The following is a 19,648-nucleotide window of genomic DNA, read 5'->3' on the forward strand; positions in this document are numbered from 1 at the left end:
GTGGCTGACGAGTTGGGCAGGTTTCGGGTCCTGAACTCGAAACCTGTCAATCTCGACGGGTTCAGCGTCCCCGACGCCGCACTCGGGCTGGTCGCGATGAGCAGCCCGCACGACCCGTCGCCCTCGCTGACGATCCAGTGGGGCGACGGTGGTCCGCGCGTCACAGAACTCGACGGCAAGGACATCGCCGAATTCGACGTCATCGACGAGTTCATCGCCCGGTACGGCATCGATCTCGCCGTCGCCGACGAGGCGATGGCGCTCGATGACGAGACGTTGGCGCGCATGGTGGTCGACATCAATGTGCCGCGGGCGGAGGTGGTGCGGCTGATCGGCGGCACCACCCCCGCCAAGCTCGCCCGTGTCGTCGCGCTGCTGTCACCGGTGGAGATGCAGATGGCGATGGTCAAGATGCGGGCCCGCCGCACGCCGAGCAACCAGGCGCACGTCACCAACCAGCTCGACGATCCGCTGCTGATCGCCGCCGACGCGGCCAGTGCGGTCGCCTATGGCTTCCGTGAGGTGGAGACGACGGTGCCGGTGCTCGGCGATGCGCCGTCGAACGCGGTGGCGTTGCTGATCGGTTCGCAGGTCGGGGCGCCCGGCGCGATGGCGCAGTGCTCCATCGAAGAGGCGCTCGAGCTGCGGCTCGGTTTGCGTGGGCTGACCAGCTACGCCGAGACCATCTCCATCTACGGCACCGAGCAGGTGTTCACCGACGGTGACGACACCCCGTTCAGCAAGGCGATCCTGACCTCGGCGTACGCGTCCCGCGGCCTGAAGATGCGGGTGACCAGCGGCGGCGGTGCCGAAGTCCTGATGGGTGCGGCGCAGATGTGCTCGATCCTGTATCTGGAGTCCCGCTGCGTCTCGCTGGCGCGGGCGCTGGGATCCCAGGGGGTGCAGAACGGCGGTATCGACGGGGTCGGTGTGGTCGCGTCGGTACCGGAGGGCATGAAGGAACTGCTCGCCGAGAACCTGATGGTGATGCTGCGCGATCTCGAGTCGTGCGCGGGCAACGACAACCTAATCTCCGAATCGGATATCCGGCGCAGTGCGCACACCCTGCCGGTACTGCTGGCCGGTGCGGACTTCATCTTCTCCGGGTTCGGCTCCATCCCGCGCTACGACAACGCGTTCGCGCTGTCGAACTTCAACGCCGACGACATGGACGACTTCCTTGTGCTGCAACGCGACTGGGGCGCCGACGGCGGCCTGCGCACCGTGTCGCCGCAGCATCTGGAGACGGTGCGGCGGCGGGCGGCCAAGGCGGTTCAGGCCGTCTACCGGGACCTGGGCCTGGCCGACTACGACGACGCCCGTGTCGAGCAAGTGGTGGCCGCCAACGGTTCCCGCGATCTTCCCGCCGGCCATCCGAAGATGGTCGCCGAAGCGGCGGCCTCCATCGAGGCACGGCAGTTGACGGTGTTCGACGTGATCGCCTCGCTGCACCGCACCGGCTTCGCCGAGGAGGCCGAGGCGATCACCACTCTGACCCGGGAGCGGTTGCGCGGGGATCAGCTGCAGACCTCGGCGATCTTCGACGAGCAGTTCCGGGTGCTGTCCAAGATCACCGACCCGAACGACTACCGCGGCCCGGCAACCGGTTACGCCATCACCGATGCGCGGCGCGCCGAGATCGACGGGATCCGGCAGGCCCGAAGCGGGGCCGAGCTGACCGTCGACCAGGAGCACCACCGCGGTCACGTGCTTGTCACCGAGGTCGAACCCGCGCAGCAGGGCAGCGATCCGAGGGAGGTCTGCGTCGGGCTGTCGCCGGCCTGGGGCCGCAGCGTGTGGCTCACGCTGTGCGGCCTGACCGTCGGTGAGGTGCTGCGGCAGATCGCGGCGGGGCTGGAAGAGGAGGGCTGCATCGCCCGCACGGTGCGGGTCCGCTCCACCATCGACACCGGCCTGATCGGGTTGACCGCGGCCCGGCTGTCGGGGTCCGGCATCGGAATCGGCTTGCAGGGCAAAGGGACTGCGTTGATCCATCGCCGCGACCTGGCGCCGCTGGCGAATCTGGAATTGTTCAGCGTCGCGCCGCTGCTGACCGCGAAGATGTATCGCGAACTCGGTAAGAACGCCGCGCGCCACGCCAAGGGGATGGCCCCGGTGCCGATCTTCACCGGCGGCACGGACGAGTCCATCTCGGCGCGCTATCACGCCCGGGCGGTGGCGCTCGTCGCGCTGGAGCGCGAGGCGTGCGAGCCGGGCCGACCGCCGGTCACGGTGAAGGTGGGGAATCCATGAACGAGATAACCGTCCAGAATGCCGTCGACGGCAAACTCGGTCTCGGGGATCTGCGGATGGATCCGGCCGTACTCAAACATCAGGCGGACGTCGCGCGGATGGGCGGGAACCCGCAACTCGCCGAGAACTTCCTGCGGGCAGCAGAATTGGCCACCATCGACGACGAACAGGTGATGGCGCTGTACGAGGCGCTGCGGCCCCATCGGTCGACGGCGGTCGAGCTGGCGCAGCTGCAGGAGTCGCTGATCGCCCGGGGGGCACCGCGATGTGCCGCGCTCGTCGAGCAGGCCGCCGTTGTCTACGCTCGGCGCGGATTGCTGCGTTGACGCCTGCGCGTACGGTCGCCGGCATCGACATCGGCAACCACACGACCGAGATCGTGCTGGCCCGCGTGCGTGACGGGGCGGTGACCACGGTCGCGCACGGACAGGCTCCGACCCGGGGCCGCAAGGGGAGCGCCGAATCCCTGCAAGGGGCGGCCGCGTTGCTGCACAAAGTGGAGGTGGACGCCGGCTGCCGCGCCGACGAACTGCTCTTGTCGGCGTTACGGCCCGTCGACACCGCCACTGCGCCGATACCGCCCGCCTACTCACCGTCGGCCCCCGTGCGCAGCGTGCGGCGTCCCGATGCGTCCACGCCGGCAGGATCCGGACATGGTGTCGGAGCGCATGTTCGGCTCGCTGATCTGCAATCCGATGTCCTCGACGGGCCTGTCGTGATCTCGGTGGACGAGAGCACCGACTTCGAGGTGGCGGCGCGGGAGATCAACTCGGCCGTCGCGCGTGGCTGGCGGGTCTGCGGCGTACTCGCCGCCCAGGACGACGCGGTGCTGATCAGCAACCGGATCACGGTGGACGTGCCCGTGGTCGACGAGGTGGACCTGACGGGTTTGGAGCGCGGTGCGCTCGTCGCCGTCGAGGTGGTCGAGCAGGGCCGGTCCTACCGGGCGATGGCGGATCCGATCGCGCTGTCGTCGGCGCTTCGGCTGCCGCCGGACAGACTGGTCGACGTCGCCGAATTCTGCCGTGAGCTCGCCGATTCCGCAGCGATCGCGGTGACCCCGCGCACCGGCGCGCCCCCGCCACCGGAACCCGACGACGACTACGTCGACGTCAGGGTGGACGGGGCCGCGGTGCGCTACACCCCGGCCGACGCGCACCCGGTGCTGCGTCGCTCGGTCCCGGGGTGCGTGACCGGTCTCCGGTTGCGCGCGGTGCCCACCGCAGCCGACGGCCTGGCCGTCCACGACGCGTTCTTCACCGACCTCGCGTCGATCGACAACGGGGCGTGGCTGCGCCGCGGCGTCGCCGATACACAGGGCACCGTGGTGGCGCTTCTGGCAGCCGAGGAAGCCGCGGACGCAGCCCACACCCTCAGCGAGCTGACCGGTCGCCCCGCGCGCACGTTGAGCTCCGAACCGGAGGCGGCCGCCTGGGGCGCGCGCACCACTCCCGGCATACCCGCGGGTTCGGCGGTCTGCGATATCGGCGGCGGCACAGTGGATGTGATCGGGGCCGACTGCACGGTGGTCGCCGCGGGAGCGGGTGAGTCCATCACGGTCGCGGTCGCGCGGGTACTGGGCATCCCGCTCGCGCTGGCCGAGACCGTCAAGCGGAGCCCGGCGATCCGGGTGGAGGGCCCGCACGTCGCGCATGAGGAGGACGGGCGGCGCGTCTTCCTCAACGCCCCGGCGTCGTCGGACGCGATCGGCAGGCTGTGCACGCGCGGGAGCGCGGGGTTGGTGCCCTTCTCGAATCGGCTGGCGGCCGAGGAATGGCGCAGCCTGCGGTTGGCGATCAAACAGGAGACCGTCGCGGCGAACATCGCCCGCTGCCTCGCCGCGTTCGAAAGACCGCCCACCGCAATGGTGTTGGCCGGCGGAGGCGCACTTGACGACGAGCTGATGCGGACCGTCGGCGAGACGCTGCGCGGTGTCCCCATCGTGGTGGGACGCGCCGACATCGACGGGGTGCACGGACCGCGATTCGCGGTGGCGCGCGGGTTGGTCGCTATGTACGCGCAGCGGTGAGCAGACCGTCGACCGCGTGCGCGATGTGCCCGCGCCAGGTGCCCGCGTCGATCCGGTGCACCGCCGAATCACCCTGGAAAGCACTGGAGATCACGTAGTCGGGGGTCAGCTCGGCGAGGGTGCGCAGGCTTTCGGCGATCGTTTCGGCGTCGGCCGGCTGGTGGAATCCCTCGATGTAGCCGGCCTGCCAATGTCCCTGCGGACTGCAGAACAGGGTGTCGCCGGTGAACAGGTACCGGCCGTCTGCGCCGTCGACCAGGTAGCAGACCGCGCCGGGGGAGTGGCCGGGGGTCGGCACGATCTCGACGCCGTTGTAGTCGACGTAGCGCCCGGTGACCGGCACGTCGACGTGCGCGTGCTTGCTGATGTCGGTCAGGTCGTCCTTGGGGGCGTGCAGCGTGGAGCCGAACCGCTCGGCGATGCGGGTCAGCATCGGACCTGCCTCGTCGCGGTGTGACAGGTACTGGTCGTCGACGCCGCCGAGGCCGGCGAGGTCGTCGAACTCCGCGTCGGTGGCGGGCGAGTAGAAGAGCACGTTCGACGGCCGCCACAGGTAGGCGTGTGTCGTCAGGCCCGGAAACGGTGAGTCGGTGCGGGTTTCCCAGAGATCGGTGAGTACTTGTTTCATGGATCCAGGCTGCAACCTCAACAATTGTTCAGGTCAAGATCTTCTGGCGAGCAGACGCAAACTCCAGCGTGTCGGGTGGGACACGCCGGAGATTGTGACTGCTCGCGGAGGGAACTCAGCCCAGCTCGGCCAACTGCTTCACCGCGGGGGCGATGCTGTCGATCCACTTCGCCGGTGAACCGGTCGGCGGGAACACGATCACCTCGTCGATACCGAGCTTTGCGTAATCGCCCATGCTGCGAACGAATTCGTCCGCGGTGTCGGGCGCCGGGCTGAGGTCGTTGACCATGATCGTCTTGCGAATGGTGCTGTAGTCGCGGCCGAGCTTGTCGCAATGGTCGTTCAGCACGCGCAGCTTGTGGGCGACCTCGTCGGGCGAAGTGCCGGACAGGTTGCACGCGTCGCCGTACTGGGCGACCAGTCGCAGCGTCTTGCGCTCTCCGCCACCTCCGATCAGCACCTTGGGCCGGTTGATCGGCTGCGGGTTGCACAGCGTCTCCTGCAGTTGGTAGTGCTTGCCCTCGAATGCGCCGTTGTTGTCGGGGTCCCACATCTGGTCGCAGATCTGCAGCGCTTCCTCAAGCCGTTCGAACCGCTCCGAGATCGGCGGATACGGCACGCCCAGGCCGACGTGCTCGCGTTCGAACCATGCCGCGCCGATACCCAGCACCGCGCGGCCACCGGACAATACATCCACCGTCGTCACGGTCTTCGCGAGCATGCCGGGGTGCCGGTAGGTCACCCCGGTGACGAGCAGCCCGAGGCTGATCCGTGAGGTGTGCCCGGCGAGGTATCCGAGCAATGTGTAGCCCTCCAGCATGTTGGCTTCCGCGGGCAGCCCCGTGGGCTCGATCTGGAAGAAGTGGTCCATGAACCACAGGGAGTTCGCGCCTGCCGCTTCCGCGGCCGTGCCGACCTTGGCGAGTTCGGGACCGATCGCCGCGGTGCCACCGTCGATGTCGAGAATGGGAATGCTGAGTCCGAGATCCATGTCCGATTCAAGACGTTATCCGGGGCGGTCATTCCGGTTTGGCAGCAATTCAGCCGCGGGGCGAAGAACCGCCAAGGCCGGGGACGATGTCGTCGAGGCTGAACCGCACGGGCTGATCGAGCTGCTCGTAGGTGCACGACCGTGGCTCCCGGTCCGGTCGCCAGCGATTGAATTGCGCTGTGTGCCGGAACCTTCGGCCTTCCATATGGTCGTAGCGCACCTCGACGACCCGCTCGGGCCGCAACGGGACGAACGACAGATCCTTGCCGGCGTTCCACCTCGACCCGCCACCGTGGCGGCGCGCCACGTCCGGGTCGACGTGGGCCGCCCAGTTCCACGGGTGTTCGTCGAACGTGGTCACCAGCGGCTGCAACTCGGCGAACAGTTCCCGCCGGCGCGCCATCGGGAACGCCCCGATCACCCCGACCGACGCCAGCGAGCCGTCGGCGTCGTAGAGCCCCAGCAGTAGCGACCCGACCGCGTCGCCGCCGGACTTGTGCAGCCGGTAGCCCGCCACCACGCAGTCGGCCGTCCGCTGGTGCTTGATCTTGAACATCGTCCGCTTATCCGGCAGGTACAGCCCGTCGAGCGGTTTGGCGATCACCCCGTCCAGCCCGGCGCCCTCGAACTCGTCGAACCACACCTCGGCGGTGCCGCGGTCCAGCGTCGCCGGCGTGACGTGGAAGGTCGGCCCGGCGCCTGCCAGCGCGTCGACCAGTGCCGCGCGCCGCTCGTGGAACGGCCGCGACGTGAGGTCGGAATCGCCGAGAGCCAGCAGATCGAACGCGATGAACGACGCCGGCGTCCTACCGGCCAGCATCGCGACCCGCGACGCCGCCGGATGCAGCCGCAGTTGCAGCGCCTCGAAGTCGAGCCGGCCGTCGGTGGCGATGACGATCTCGCCGTCGACCACGCAGCGCTGCGGCAGTTCTGCCAGGGCCGCGGCGACGAGCTCGGGGAAGTACCGGGTCATCGGTCGTTCGTTGCGGCTGCCGAGTTCCACCTCGTCGCCGTCGCGGAACACGATCGAGCGGAACCCGTCCCACTTCGGCTCATAGGACGCACCCGTCGGAATCTCTCCCACCGATTTCGACAGCATCGGGGACACGGGTGGCATCACGGGCAGCCTCACCGCTTCATTGTGGACACCCGGGGCGTGTCCAGGGTTCAACCACCGCGCGATCCGACGGTCACTTGCAACGTGACGCGCTGTCCACCGCGCATCACCACCAGCGACTGCGGTGTCCCGGGTCGGCTGCGACGCAGCGCCCCGAGCAGATCCTCCACCGACTTCACCTGATCGTCGCCGAGGCCGACGATGACGTCTCCGGGGCGCACCCCCGCCGTAGACGCCGGGCTGTTGGGCTCGACTCCGCGCACGAGCGCGCCGCTGTCGACCGGGACGCCGAGTTCGCGCCGGATCGCCGGGGTCAGCCGGCTCGTGGAGACGCCGAGGAACGGATGTGTCGCGCGGCCGGTGCGCAGCAGCTGTTCGGTGACGTCGAGGACCGTCGCGGTCGGGATCGCGAAGCCGAGCGACACCGCGCCGGCCGTCGGTGGAATGTAGGCCTCGTTGACCCCGACGACCCGTCCGTCCGCGTCGAGCAGCGCGCCGCCGGAGTTGCCGGGTGAGATGGACGCGTCGGTCTGGATGAGGTCCACCAGGGACGCGCTCTCCAGGGCAGAGTCCGGAATGTTGCGGTTGAGCCCGGAGATGATGCCCAGCGTCGCAGTGTTCTCGAACCCGAGTGGGCTCCCGATGGCGATGGCGATGTCTCCCGGGCGAGGCAACTCGCTGCGGTACTCGGGCACTGGCAGGTTGCCACGCTCGGAGCGAACCACCGCCAGATCGGTCACCTCATCGGTGGCCAGCACCTGCCCGGTGACGCTGGCGCCATCGGCGAACCCGATCGTGACCTGCCGGGAGCTCCCGACGACGTGGGCGTTGGTGACGATGATGTCGGGACGGAGCACCACCCCGCTACCGACGCCGCCATCGATCTGGATGGTGACCACGCTGGGGCTGACCTGCTCCACCACATCGGCGAAGCCCGCCGCCAGGGGGCCGCCCGCCGGTGCCGCACCGGTTTGTGGGGCACCGGTCGGTACGGGGTCCGCGGAGGTCGTGTTCGCCGGCGGCGACGCCGACGTCGACCCATCCTGCGGTGCGGGCGCGCCGCACGCCGCCAACAACAGCACTGCCGCTCCCGTCGCGGCAACCGGTGCCCAATTCACCTTGTCAAATTACCCGGCATCAGGTCGTGCCAAGCGTGCCGGCCGATCTCTGTACCGCAGCGCCCGGCGCCGCGTACTATACGTTCGTACAGCGCCCGGGCACGGAGAAACACGAGGTGGCAGTGACGCGCTACGACTACATCATCGCCGGGGCCGGCTCGGCCGGATGCGTGCTGGCCAACCGCCTGTCCGCGGACCCCAGGAACAGCGTGCTGCTGCTGGAGGCCGGCGGCGGCGACCGCAACCTGTGGCTGCACATTCCCAAGGGGGCCGGGAAGCTGTTCGAGAGCGAACGGCACATGTGGCACTACGAGACCACACCCTTCGGCCCGAAGCCCCATGTCGAACAGTGGATGCGCGGCAAGGTCCTCGGCGGGTCCAGCGCGATCAACGGCATGATCTACAACCGCGGCCAACGCGCGGACTACGACGGCCTGGAGCAGCTGGGCAACAAGGGCTGGGGCTGGGACGACATCCTGCCGATCTTCAAGGCTTTCGAGAACCACGAGTTCGGCGCGTCGGCCACCCGCGGGTCCGGCGGTCCGTTGCACATCTCGGTGCCGCGCGACCCCGACCCGCTGTGCGAGGAGATGATCGACGCCGCGGCCGCGGCCGGCATCTCGCGGGTGCGTGACATCAACGAGTCCGATGACGAGCGAATCGGATACGCGACGTCGACGATCCGCGGCGGACTGCGCGTCAGCGCGGCGACGGCGTTCCTGAAGCCCGCGCTGCACCGGCCGAACCTGACGGTGCGCACGGGTGCGTTGGTCCGGCGCGTGCTGTTCCAGGGTGAAAGGGCCGTCGGTGTCGAGGTCGGCGTCGGAAGCGGCGTCGAGCAGCTGCACGCTCGGGAGGTGGTGCTGTCGCTGGGCAGCCTGAACACCCCGAAAGTGTTGCAGCTCTCCGGTATCGGGCCTCGCGACGTGCTGGTCGCTGCCGGGGTGCCGGTGTTCGCCGACCGCGACAACGTCGGCAGGCGGATGCGGGAACACCGCTGTGCCACCCTACGCTTCCGGCTCAAGGACGACCTGGGTTACAACAAGCTGCTCGCGACCAGCCTCGGCCAGGCGATCACCGGCGTGAAGTATCTGGCCACCCGCAAGGGCCCGCTGGCCGCACCGTCATTCGACATCGTCGGATTCGTCAAGGATCACCCCGACGGCGAGCGGCCCTACGGTCAGGTGATGATGGGTCCGTGGACACTGCCGCCGTACAACACCGGCGAGCCGGTGGTCATCGAGCGTGAGCCCGGAATCTCCTGCCTCGGAATGGTTCTGCGCCCCACCTCGCAGGGCTCGGTCGAGATCACGTCGGCCGATCCCGCAGGTGCGTTGCGGATCGACGCGAACTATCTGGCCTCCGAGCATGACCGCACCGCGACGGCGAACCTGTTGCGCCGGATGCGGTCGATCTTCGAGCAGTCCCCGATCGCCGAGCGGATCAGCCACGAGACCTATCCCGGCCCCCGGGTGGACAGCGACGAGGAACTGGTCGATGCCGCCCTCGACGGCGGATACTGCGGCTACCACGCGGTGGGTACCTGCGCGATGGGGCCGAACGACGACGACGTGGTGGACAGCCAACTGCGGGTGCGGGGTGTCGAGGGGTTGCGGGTGGTGGACTGCTCGGTGCTTCCGACGATGGTGGCCGGGAATCTGAACGGCCCGATCATGGCGATGTCCTGGCGCGCTGCGGATTTCATGCTGAACGGACGCTGAAGCTACATCACGGCGAAGCCGGCGTCGACGGGTAGCGCGGTGCCGGTGATGTATCGGGCGCCGTCACTGACCAGATACAGCACCGCGGCGCTCACATCGCTGGGTTCGACGAACGGCACCGGCAGCAGGTTGCCCGACATCGCGCTGCCCTCGGGGTTCGCCGCGAACACCTCGGCCATGTGCTCGTTGAAGATCATCGGCGTCGCCACTCCGGTCGGATGGATCGAGTTGACCCGGATATTGTGCGGGGCATACGCGTTGGCGGCCGACCGCATCAAGCCGACGACACCGTGTTTGGAGGCGGCATAGGCGAACGTCGCCGCGCTGCCGTCGCCGCCGCGGCCGACCAGGCCCTGCATCGAACTGATCAGCACCATGGACCCTCCGGTGCCGCGGCGGATCATCGACGGCGCCGTTGCGGCGATGGTGTGCCAGACCCCGAGCAGGTTCACATCGACGATGTCGCGGTAGAGCTGATCGTCGGTGGGGTCCGGGCGCCCGATCGCCACCACGCCGGCGTTGGCGATGACGATGTCCACGTCGCCGAATCGGGCGATGCCGCGATCGATCCCGGCCTGCAGAGCGTTCAGGTCACGCACGTCGGCGACCACGGTCTCGACGTCGGCGCCGGCCTCATGCACGAGTTTCGCGGTTTCGTCGAGATCCGCGGTGGTCGCCAGCGGGTACGGAACCGACTCGATATCGGCGCACCGGTCCACGGCGATGATGTCGATGCCCTGTTCGGCCAGTGCCACCGCGTGGCTACGGCCCTGCCCCCGTGCGGCGCCGGTGAGCACCGCGACCCTGCGTTGTGCGTTCATCTCAACCCTTCGGATCTGTTGGTCCGAGCATAGAGCGTGTGCTATACATCCGTACAGCGGCGTGAGGAGATGCGGTGAGTCGTGTAGCGGTGGTGACTGGCGGGGCGTCGGGACTGGGCGAGGCGATCTGCGCCGGCCTGGCCGCGCAAGGCCACCGGATCGCCGTCCTGGACCTCGACGCGGGCGCAGCGGACAAGGTCGCCGCCGACCTGCGAGGCCACGGTGCGCAGGCCGTCGGAATCGCGGTGGACGTCGCCGACGAGGCCGCGGTCGATCGCGCATTCAGTATGGTGCGAACCGAATTCGGGCCGACCGAGATCCTGGTGACCAGCGCCGCGATGGGTGGGTTCACCCGCCTCGACAAGATCACCCTCGACGAGTGGAACCGCTATCTCGCGGTCAATCTCACCGGGACCTTCCTGACCCTGCGCGCCGCCCTGTCGGACATGGTCGCGGCGGGATGGGGCCGGATCGTGACGATCTCTTCGGCGGCGGGCCAGCAAGGCGCGCCGCGGCAGGCGCACTACTCGGCCACCAAGGGCGGGGTGATCGCCCTGACGAAGACCGTCGCGCGGGATTATGCGAAGTACGGCATCACCGCGAACTCGGTGCCGCCGTTCGCGATCGAGACGCCGATGCTGCGCCGGCAGCAGGCTGAGGGCAAACTCCCGCCGGACGAGTATCTGACCCAGGCGATCCCGGCCGGCCGGGTCGGCGCACCCGAGGACGTCGCCGCCGTGTGTGCGTTCCTGTGCTCGGAGGCGGCTGGATATGTGACGGGTCAGGTCATCGGTGTCAACGGCGGTGCGGTCGTCTGACCGGCGATCACCGAACGACAGAACCAGGAAGGCAGTGACGATGCGGGTCGAGGTCGAATCCTCCCGGTGCCAGGGGCACACCCTGTGCGCCATGATCGCGCCGGAGTCGTTCGTGCTCGACGACGTCGACGGTCATGCACACGCCGTATCCGGGCAGGTCCCGGACGATCACCACGCTTCGGTGGCCGAGGCTGCCCGCTCCTGCCCCGAGCAGGCGATCCTGCTGACCGACGGGGGCCCGCGATGACGAACTACCACTTCGACCGGCACGCCCCCGACTATCGCGACAAGTTCCTCGACATCACCCACGAGATGCACCAGAGGTGCCCGCTGGCGTGGACGGACACCTACGACGGGCACTGGGTGGCCGCGGGCAGCGACGCGGTGTTCGAGCTGGCGCGCTGCCCGCACGTGTCCAACGATCACGACGTCAACAACGAACGCCGCGGATACAAGGGCATCTCGATCCCGCGGATGGTGGAGGCCGAGGGCTTCCGCGGCGGTATGCTCGAGATGGACGACCCCGAGCACCGCCTCTACCGCACCGCGCTGAACCCGTATCTGTCCCCGGCGGCGGTGAAGCGCTGGGAACCGTTCGTCGACGAGATCGTCCGCGCCTGCCTCGACGACCAGATCGAAACAGGGCGCATCGATTTCGTCGACGACCTGGCCAACGTGGTGCCCGCGGTGCTCACCCTCGCGATGCTCGGTGTGCCGCTGGAGAAATGGGAGCTCTACAACGAGCCGGCGCACGCGTCGGTGTACACGCCGCCGGACTCCCCGGACGCCGACCGGGTGCGGGAGATGTATCTGGCGATGGGCGTGGACCTGTTCACCAACCTGATGGAGATCCGGGAGAACCCCCGTCCCGGCATCATCGACGCGCTGGCGCGCCTGCGCATCGACCGCGAGGCCCCGCCCGACATCGAGCTGATCGGCATGCTGAACCTGTTGATCGGCGGCGGATTCGACACCACCACCGCGCTGACCGCACACGCCCTGGAATGGCTGTCCGACAATCCCGATCAGCGCTCCCGGCTCAGTGCCGAACGCGACACACTGCTCAACCCCGCCACCGAGGAGTTCCTGCGGTACTTCACCCCGGCGCCCGGTGATGCCCGCACCATCGCCGAGGACATGTCCCTCGGCGACATCGAGCTGCGCGAAGGCCAGCGGCTGTGGCTGTCCTGGGCGATGGCCAACCGCGACCCCGCCGTGTTCGGCGACCCGGACCAGGTGATCCTGGATCGTAAGGGTAACCGGCACTTCAGCTTCGGTCTCGGCGTGCACCGCTGCATCGGCTCGAACGTGGCCCGCACGGTCTTCAAGTCCATGCTCACCGCGGTGCTGGACCGGATGCCGGACTACCGCTGCCTGGTCGAGGGCACCGTGCACTACGACAGCATCGGCGTGATCCAGGGCATGCGGCACCTGCCCGCCGAGTTCACGCCGGGGCCCCGGTTGGGCGCAGGCGTCGCCGAAACCGTCGCCAGGCTCCAGAAGGTCGGCGACGAGCAAGGTTTGGCACGGCCCATCACCGAGCTCAAGGACGCCGCGCGCATCGAGGAGACGGTATGAGCCGTCCCGTCGCGGTGGTGACCGGGGCCAGTCGCGGCGCCGGTGTCGGGATCGCGCACGCGCTGGGAATGCACGGCTGCACCGTCTACGTGACGGGCCGCACCGTCGAGTCGGGTGGCTCCGCGGCGGGGACCATCGGCGAGACGGCCGCCAAGGTCACCGCCGCCGGCGGCGAGGGTATCGCCGTTCAGGTCGACCACGGCGACGACGAGCAGGTAGCGGCGTTGTTCGATCAGGTCGCCCGCGACCACGGTCGCATCGACATCCTGGTCAACAACGCGGCCGTCATCCGCGACGAGATGATGGGGCGCACCAAGTTCTGGGAAGAACCGATCAACGTCATCGACACGCTCGACGTCGGCCTGCGGAGCAGCTATGTCGCCACGGTGTACGCCGCGCCGCTGATGGTGCCCAACGGCACGGGGTTGGTGGTGTTCACGTCGTCCTCGGGTGCGGTGCACTACGCGTTCGGACCCGCCTACGGCGTCCCGAAGGCCGGCACCGACAAGATGGCTGCCGATATGGCCTACGACTTCCGCGACGTGGGTATCGCCGCGGTGTCGATCTGGATGGGATCGCTGCTCACCGACCGGGTGCGCGGGATCATCGCGAGCAACCCGGCGAAGTTCGGCCACATCCTCGACACCGCGGAAACCCCGGAGTTGACCGGACACGTGATCTGGGCGCTGCACGCAGATCCGGACGTGATGGCGCTGAGCGGCCAGACCCTGATCGGGGCCGAGTTGGCCGTCAAGTACGGGATCACCGACGAGGATGGTCGTCAACCCCCGTCGTACCGCGACCTTTTCGATGTGCATCCGCCCGCGCAGTGCGCTCATGTGATGCGATGAGGGCATGCGGATCGGACTGACCGGAGGCGCTTCCTCCGTCGACAAGATCGTCGCGCAGGCCCAGCAGGCGGAGGCCGACGGATTCGCCGCACTCTGGTACGCCAGCGCGGTCGCCGGTGACCCGCTGGTCGCGATGGCGATCGCCGGACGGGCCACCGCGTCGATCGAATTGGGCACCGCGGTACTGCAGACCTATCCGTGTCATCCACTGCTGCAGGCGAACCGGGTTGCCGCGGCCGTCAACGCGATGGGGCGGCCCGGGCTGACGTTGGGTATCGGGCCGTCCCACGAGCCGATCGTGCGCGATGTGCTCGGCCTGTCCTACGACCATCCGGTCCGCAACACCCGTGAGTACCTGCAGATCATCACCGCGCTGCTGGCCGGCGACGAGGTGGACCTCGACGGCACGGACTGGAGCGTGCACAGCGCCGGCCGGATGGCGGCGCTCGACCACCCGGTGCCGGTGCTGCTGTCGGCGCTGTCGCCGCGGATGCTGCGTGTCGCCGCCGAGTATGCCGACGGCGTGGTGTTGTGGCTGGCGTCGGCGGCGGTGATCGCCGAGCGGATCGCCCCGGCGGTCGCCGGCGGCCGCATCGTCGCGGGGCTGCCCGTCGCGGTGCACGACGACCCCCGGGAAGCGCGTGAGGCGATCGCCGCGACGGCCGGTGGTTACGAGCGGATGAGCAACTACCAGAACATCATCCGCGCCGGAGGCGGCGCATCAGCCGCTGACGTCGGAATCGTCGGCGACGAAGCGGCGGTGACGCGCCAGCTCGAAGAACTCATCGCCGCGGGTGCCACCGACGTCTGGGCACAGCCCGTGGCGGTGGGATCGGATCGGGCGCAGCGCTCGGCATCGGTGAAACGCACCAGGGCGCTGCTCGCGGCGCTGGCGGCCGAAGGTCAGGTCACTGACCCCGTGGCCGGGCCCCGCGCCCGTAGGTGATGTCGGCGCGGTCGGGATCCCAGCGGTTGCGGAACACCACGTCCGTCAACGGTCTACGGCGCACCGGACCGTGTTTACCCCGTGGCCAGCCCACCACGACGTGGCCTGCGAGGAACCATTCGTCGGGGATCCCGGCCACCTCGCGCAAGGCCTTCTCGCCGCCGTAGGACGCCCAGCTGGTGATGCACGCGCCGAGCCCCTGCGCGCGGGCCGCGAGGTAGAAGTTCTGCAGCGCCGGGTAGATGGAACCGCCCTGCAGGAACTCCGAGGAGAACTCGTTCTTGTACGCGACGAACAGCACCGAGGTGAACTCACCGGCGCGGTCGTGCAATTCGTAGGTGGCCCGGTTGTTGCGGGCGGCACGGCTGTCGTCGCCGGCGGCCGGACGCGTCATGCCGTAGATGGATTCGATTGATTCCAAGGCGATCTTGGCCGCCTGCGCGACCGCGGCGCGCTGTTCGGAGCCGTCGAGCACGATGAACCGCCACAGCTGCGCGTTCGCGCCGTTCGGTGCCCAGGTCGCCGCCTGCAGGCAGCGATTCAGTGTTTCGTCGTCGACAGGCTCATCGGTGAACCGACGGATCGAACGCGCGGTGGACAGCACTTCCCAGACGTCGTCGGTCGGATGCGGCATGTCCATTGGTGTACTCGACTCAAGCCGGGGTGTCCAGCACCACACATGCTGTACAGTCGTACTGCACGTTCGGCGAGCGATGGGAGTGATGCTGTGAGCGACAGGTTTTCGATGGAAGGCAGGGTCGCGGTCATCACCGGCGGCGGCACCGGCATCGGGCGCGCCTCGGCGCTGGTGCTTGCCGAGCACGGCGCCGACGTGGTGCTGGCCGGACGGCGCGCCGAGCCGTTGAAGGAGACCGCCGCCGCGATCGAGGCGCTGGGGAGGCGCGCGCTCGCGGTGCCGACCGATGTCACCGACGCCGACGCATGCCAGGCTCTGGTCGACTCGACGCTGGCGGAGTTCGGCCGGCTCGACGTGCTGCTCAACAACGCCGGCGGCGGCGAGACGAAATCACTGATGAAGTGGACCGACGAGGAGTTCCACCAGGTGCTGGACCTGAACCTGTCCAGCGCCTGGTATCTGTCGCGAGCCGCGGCCAAGCCGATGATCGATCAGAAGAGGGGCGCGATCATCAACATCTCGTCCGGCGCCGGGCTGCTGGCCATGCCCCAGGCGCCGATCTACGGCGCCGCCAAGGCCGGTCTGCAGAATCTGACCGGGTCGATGGCCGCGGCGTGGACGCGAAAGGGTGTGCGGGTCAACTGCATCGCCTGCGGCGCGGTCCGCACTCCCGGGCTGGAGGCCGACGCGAAGCGGCAGGGATTCGACATCGACATGATCGGGCAGACCAACGGTTCCGGCCGGATCGCCGAGCCTGACGAGATCGGTTACGGCGTGCTGTTCTTCGCCTCCGACGCATCGAGCTACTGCTCCGGGCAGACGCTGTACATGCACGGTGGCCCCGGCCCGGCGGGGGTGTGACCATGGACGTCAGCCACATCGGCGTCCGGGTGCGTGACCTCGACGCGTCCCTGAAGTTCTATACCGCCCTTGGATTCACCGAGGTGAAACGCCTGACCGTGCCCGATCAGATGGCCGAGGGTCTGCTGGGGCTGGCGCCACCGATCGGCTTCGAGGCGGTGTACCTGCGCAACGGAGGTGTCGTGCTGCAGTTGCTGACGTTCTCCGGATACCCGGCCCCCGACGAGCCCGAGCGCGGCCTGGTCCAGGCCGGGCTGACCCACCTGTCCATCGCCGTCGCGGATCTCGCCGCGGCGCGGGACGCGGTGACGTCCGCCGGGGGAGCCGTCGTCGCCGACCCGGGTGGCGGATTCGCGTGCATGGTCCGCGATCCGGATGGTCAACTGATCGAACTGGTCAACGAGAAGGTGCGTCCGGTCACCTGAGGCCGGGGACCATCGCCGCGTAGCGGTCGAGGAACTCCCATGTGGTCGAGGGGTCGTTGCCGTCCCGAAGGCCGCCGCCGACCACGACCCGGGTGAACCCGAGGTCGCGGTACCGGGCAAGACGGTTCTCCGACGGGTCCCCCCACGCCATCACGGTCAGGTCCAGCGCGGCCGGATCCCGGCCGGCGTCCTCGGCCCGCCTCCTGAAGTCCTGCAGGGCCGCAGGGAGATCGCGGTATGCGGCATCGCCGGGTAGCCACCCGTCCGCCCACGGCAGGCACTCGCCGATCGCCTTCGGCCCGGTGGCCGCGGCCAGCAGTGGCGGTCCCGGCTGCTGCTGCGGCTTGGGATGGCTCCAGACCGGTTCGAAGTCGAAGAACTCGCCGCGGTGCGACGCCTCGTCCTGCGTCCACAACGTCCGCAGCGCGGCGACCATGTCCGCCAGCGCCCGGTAGCGGTCCGCCCACGAGATCTCACTCGACACCGCGAGCTCGGCGCGCACCCCCACGCCGACGCCGAGCAGTAACCGGCCGCCACTGAACTGGTCCAGTGTCGCCACTTGCTTGGCAAACGTGAACAATTCGTGCTCCAGCGGCAGCGCGACCGCGGTGCCGAGCCGCAGCGTGGACGTGACCTGTGCGGCAACCAGCAAGGACAGCAGGGGATCCCAGATCCGCTGCTGGGCGTGCAGCAGAGCCGGCGGCATGGAACCCGCGGCGGACACCGGGATCTGCGGGTGCTCGCCGACCCACATCGATTCGAAGCCACGCTGTTCCAGTTCGCGCGCCAACACGTCCGGAGCCGTATCGGCCGGGGTGTTCATGCTGACGAATCCGATGTGCATCGACTCTCCCTCGATCGGTCCCGCGGTGCTGTACGATCGTACAAGTGAGTGGCGTGTATTACGACCCCTACAACGTCGAGATCGACGTCGATCCGTATCCGGTGTACAAGCGGCTGCGCGACGAGGCGCCGTTGTACTACAACGAGAAGTTCGACTTCTGGGCGCTGAGCCGGTTCGCCGAGGTCGACGCCGCGCTCAAGGACGTCGACAACCTCAGCAACGCCAAGGGGGACATCCTCGAGGTCGTCAAGGCCGAACCGGTGATGCCCGACGGGGTGTTCATCAACGAGGACCCGCCGCTGCACACCGTGCACCGGCTGCTGGTGTCGCGGGCGTTCACGCCGCGCAAGATGAACGCCATCGAGGAGCAGGTGAGGGCGTTCTGCCAGGCGTGCCTGGACCCGCTTCGGGGCGGAGACCGCTTCGACTTCACGCTCGACCTCGGCTCCGAGATGCCGATGCGGGTGATCGGCATGCTGGTCGGGATGCCGGACTCGCTGCAGCGCAGCGTCCGCAAGGTCGCCGGGGCGCGACTGCGCAACAAGCCCGGGGAACCGCTCCCGGTGAAGAAGGACAACTACTTCAACGGCAACATGTTTCGCGACTACGTCGCATGGCGCAAGGACAATCCGTCCGATGATCTCGTCACCGAACTGCTCAACGTCGAGTTCGAGGACGTCGACGGAAGCCGGCGCAAACTGCGGACCGAGGAACTGCTGGTGTTCCTCGGCGTCATCGCCAATGCCGGAACCGAAACCGTGGGCCGGCTGTTCGGCTGGCTCGGCAAGATGCTTGCCGATCATCCGGATGCGCGCCGCGAACTGGCGGCCGACCCGTCGCTGATCCCGTCGGCGATCGAGGAGATCCTGCGCATGGAGCCGCCGGTGCACAACATCGCCCGGTATGTCGCCAACGATGTGGAGTACCACGGTCAGACGGTGCCGGCAGGCAGCGCGCTGCTGCTGATGGCCGGTGCCGCGAACCGGGACGAACGCCGGTTCGCCGATCCCGACGTCTTCGACATCCGGCGCAACCCGAACCATCTGACGTTCGGGCGCGGGGCGCACTTCTGCCTCGGTACGTCGCTGGCCCGCATCGAGGGCCGGATCGCGTTGGAGGAGATCCTGAAGCGCTGGCCGGACTGGACGATCGACGAGCGCAACGCCGTGCGCGCCCCGACAGCGACGGTGCGCGGCTGGGATTCGATGCCCGCGATCGTCGGCTAGCGGGGGCGCACCGGCACGTTGAGCCGGCTGTCGGGACCCGGCACGGGGGCGAACTCCATGGCCCACGCCGGTTTTCCGTGCTGAGCCACCCAGCACGTGCCGGTTGACTCCGGGGGTGCGGCCAACGCGGCCATCACCGCGTCGGCGACGGCCTGCGGTTCCATCACAGGAACCCCGATGCGTTCGACGAGCGAGCGCCGGTCACCGAGCACCCCGGTCTCGGTGATCCCTGGGCAGATCGTGTGCACCGCAATGCCTTCGGCGGCGAGGTTCGGCGCGATCGAGCGCATCAACCCGACGACGCCGTGCTTGCCCAACGAGTAGACCGGGTCGGGATGCCAGGGCATCAGCCCGGCCAGGGACGCGGTGGCCAGAATCGCCCGATCGGTGCCGGTGCCCAGTGCTCGCATGGTGCGCACGGCCGCCCGCGCACCGAACACCACGCCGTCGAGATTCACCCCGACCGAGCGCCGGTACTGGGCGAGGTCGAGGGCGCCGATGTCGCCCGACCAGTCGATGGTGATGCCTGCATTCAGGAAGGCGAGGTCCAGCCCGCCCAAACCGGCGACGCACGACGCGAAGGTCGCGTCGACCTGGTCGGGATCGGCGACGTCACAGCGCAATCCGATCCCGTCGAGTGGTCCGGCGACCGCCTCGGCGGCAGCGCCGTCGATGTCGACGACGCACACCCGCATGCCCTCGGCGGCCAATCGCACGGCGGTCGCGCGGCCGATACCCGACGCGCCGCCGGTCACCAGCGCGACGCGTCCCGCGAGTTTCACAC

Annotated in this window: 20 protein-coding genes; 12 read left to right on the top strand and 8 right to left on the bottom strand. The window is 68.8% G+C overall.

Annotated features, from left to right (window positions below):
* Genes BST38_RS08665 through BST38_RS08675 form a run of 3 tightly spaced genes read left to right on the top strand, consistent with a single transcriptional unit; the run spans window position 1 to window position 4,282 of the window.
* Window positions 1-2,253, top strand: coding sequence for a propanediol/glycerol family dehydratase large subunit (locus BST38_RS08665; RefSeq protein ID WP_083142870.1), 2,253 nt, complete (start codon window positions 1-3; stop codon window positions 2,251-2,253).
* Complete coding sequence (locus BST38_RS08670) at window positions 2,250-2,579, top strand: diol dehydratase small subunit (RefSeq protein WP_083142871.1); 330 nt, start codon at window positions 2,250-2,252, stop codon at window positions 2,577-2,579. Before BST38_RS08665 ends, BST38_RS08670 begins: the two co-directional genes overlap by 4 nt.
* Entirely contained in the window at window positions 2,576-4,282 is a 1,707-nt protein-coding gene (locus BST38_RS08675; protein WP_237160710.1) for a diol dehydratase reactivase ATPase-like domain-containing protein, read from the top strand. The genes BST38_RS08670 and BST38_RS08675 overlap by 4 nt, the downstream gene beginning before the upstream one ends.
* On the opposite strand, the gene BST38_RS08680 is transcribed toward BST38_RS08675, so the two are convergent.
* From BST38_RS08680 to BST38_RS08695, 4 genes are all read right to left on the bottom strand, one after another.
* Window positions 4,263-4,910, bottom strand: coding sequence for an MBL fold metallo-hydrolase (locus BST38_RS08680; RefSeq protein WP_083142873.1), 648 nt, complete (start codon window positions 4,908-4,910; stop codon window positions 4,263-4,265). The genes BST38_RS08675 and BST38_RS08680 overlap by 20 nt on opposite strands.
* A 115-nt stretch (window positions 4,911-5,025) precedes the next feature.
* Complete coding sequence (locus BST38_RS08685; RefSeq protein ID WP_083142874.1) at window positions 5,026-5,901, bottom strand: LLM class F420-dependent oxidoreductase; 876 nt, start codon at window positions 5,899-5,901, stop codon at window positions 5,026-5,028.
* 49 nt (window positions 5,902-5,950) lie between these two features.
* Window positions 5,951-7,033: an ATP-dependent DNA ligase gene (locus BST38_RS08690; protein ID WP_181791963.1), complete on the bottom strand. Its 1,083-nt coding sequence runs from the start codon at window positions 7,031-7,033 to the stop codon at window positions 5,951-5,953.
* Window positions 7,034-7,068: 35 nt separating this feature from the next.
* Window positions 7,069-8,136 (bottom strand): S1C family serine protease, encoded by a 1,068-nt coding sequence (locus BST38_RS08695; protein ID WP_083142875.1) that lies wholly within the window; start codon window positions 8,134-8,136, stop codon window positions 7,069-7,071.
* Window positions 8,137-8,258: 122 nt separating this feature from the next.
* Here BST38_RS08695 and BST38_RS08700 point away from each other — a divergent pair, with 122 nt between their 5' ends.
* The gene (locus tag BST38_RS08700) at window positions 8,259-9,857 is read left to right on the top strand and encodes a GMC family oxidoreductase (RefSeq protein ID WP_083142876.1); all 1,599 of its coding nucleotides are present in this window, start codon (window positions 8,259-8,261) and stop codon (window positions 9,855-9,857) included.
* Window positions 9,858-9,859: 2 nt separating this feature from the next.
* Here the strand turns inward: BST38_RS08700 and BST38_RS08705 are convergent, their stop codons facing one another.
* A complete protein-coding gene (locus BST38_RS08705) occupies window positions 9,860-10,678 on the bottom strand; it encodes a mycofactocin-coupled SDR family oxidoreductase (RefSeq protein WP_083142877.1) in 819 nt (272 codons plus the stop codon).
* A gap of 74 nt (window positions 10,679-10,752) precedes the next feature.
* Here BST38_RS08705 and BST38_RS08710 point away from each other — a divergent pair, with 74 nt between their 5' ends.
* The 5 genes from BST38_RS08710 to BST38_RS08730 are packed head-to-tail and all read left to right on the top strand — an operon-like array spanning window position 10,753 to window position 14,871.
* Window positions 10,753-11,496 (top strand): SDR family NAD(P)-dependent oxidoreductase, encoded by a 744-nt coding sequence (locus BST38_RS08710; protein ID WP_083142878.1) that lies wholly within the window; start codon window positions 10,753-10,755, stop codon window positions 11,494-11,496.
* Window positions 11,497-11,536: 40 nt separating this feature from the next.
* Window positions 11,537-11,743, top strand: coding sequence for a ferredoxin (locus BST38_RS08715; RefSeq protein ID WP_083142997.1), 207 nt, complete (start codon window positions 11,537-11,539; stop codon window positions 11,741-11,743).
* Window positions 11,740-13,074 (top strand): cytochrome P450, encoded by a 1,335-nt coding sequence (locus tag BST38_RS08720; RefSeq protein WP_083142879.1) that lies wholly within the window; start codon window positions 11,740-11,742, stop codon window positions 13,072-13,074. The genes BST38_RS08715 and BST38_RS08720 overlap by 4 nt, the downstream gene beginning before the upstream one ends.
* Window positions 13,071-13,925: an SDR family NAD(P)-dependent oxidoreductase gene (locus BST38_RS08725; RefSeq protein WP_083142880.1), complete on the top strand. Its 855-nt coding sequence runs from the start codon at window positions 13,071-13,073 to the stop codon at window positions 13,923-13,925. Before BST38_RS08720 ends, BST38_RS08725 begins: the two co-directional genes overlap by 4 nt.
* A gap of 4 nt (window positions 13,926-13,929) precedes the next feature.
* Window positions 13,930-14,871: a TIGR03564 family F420-dependent LLM class oxidoreductase gene (locus tag BST38_RS08730; RefSeq protein ID WP_083142881.1), complete on the top strand. Its 942-nt coding sequence runs from the start codon at window positions 13,930-13,932 to the stop codon at window positions 14,869-14,871.
* Here BST38_RS08730 and BST38_RS08735 read toward each other — a convergent pair.
* Entirely contained in the window at window positions 14,834-15,505 is a 672-nt protein-coding gene (locus BST38_RS08735) for a nitroreductase family protein (RefSeq protein WP_110781703.1), read from the bottom strand. The two genes, BST38_RS08730 and BST38_RS08735, sit on opposite strands and share 38 nt — an antisense overlap.
* 93 nt (window positions 15,506-15,598) lie before the next feature.
* Between BST38_RS08735 and BST38_RS08740 the strand changes: the two genes are divergently transcribed.
* Both BST38_RS08740 and BST38_RS08745 read left to right on the top strand, forming a co-directional pair.
* A complete protein-coding gene (locus BST38_RS08740) occupies window positions 15,599-16,369 on the top strand; it encodes an SDR family NAD(P)-dependent oxidoreductase (protein WP_083142883.1) in 771 nt (256 codons plus the stop codon).
* Window positions 16,370-16,371: 2 nt separating this feature from the next.
* Entirely contained in the window at window positions 16,372-16,794 is a 423-nt protein-coding gene (locus BST38_RS08745; protein ID WP_083142884.1) for a VOC family protein, read from the top strand.
* Here the strand turns inward: BST38_RS08745 and BST38_RS08750 are convergent.
* Window positions 16,787-17,638, bottom strand: coding sequence for a TIGR03619 family F420-dependent LLM class oxidoreductase (locus BST38_RS08750; RefSeq protein ID WP_083142885.1), 852 nt, complete (start codon window positions 17,636-17,638; stop codon window positions 16,787-16,789). The two genes, BST38_RS08745 and BST38_RS08750, sit on opposite strands and share 8 nt — an antisense overlap.
* Window positions 17,639-17,682: 44 nt before the next feature.
* Here BST38_RS08750 and BST38_RS08755 point away from each other — a divergent pair, with 44 nt between their 5' ends.
* Window positions 17,683-18,864, top strand: a complete 1,182-nt coding sequence (locus BST38_RS08755) for a cytochrome P450 (RefSeq protein WP_083142886.1) — start codon at window positions 17,683-17,685, stop codon at window positions 18,862-18,864.
* On the opposite strand, the gene BST38_RS08760 is transcribed toward BST38_RS08755, so the two are convergent.
* Window positions 18,861-19,646 (bottom strand): SDR family NAD(P)-dependent oxidoreductase, encoded by a 786-nt coding sequence (locus tag BST38_RS08760; protein WP_083142887.1) that lies wholly within the window; start codon window positions 19,644-19,646, stop codon window positions 18,861-18,863. The genes BST38_RS08755 and BST38_RS08760 overlap by 4 nt on opposite strands.
* Window positions 19,647-19,648: the final 2 nt, after the last annotated feature.

Source organism: Mycolicibacterium parafortuitum, from assembly GCF_002086815.1.
In the GTDB taxonomy this organism is placed as follows: domain Bacteria; phylum Actinomycetota; class Actinomycetes; order Mycobacteriales; family Mycobacteriaceae; genus Mycobacterium; species Mycobacterium parafortuitum.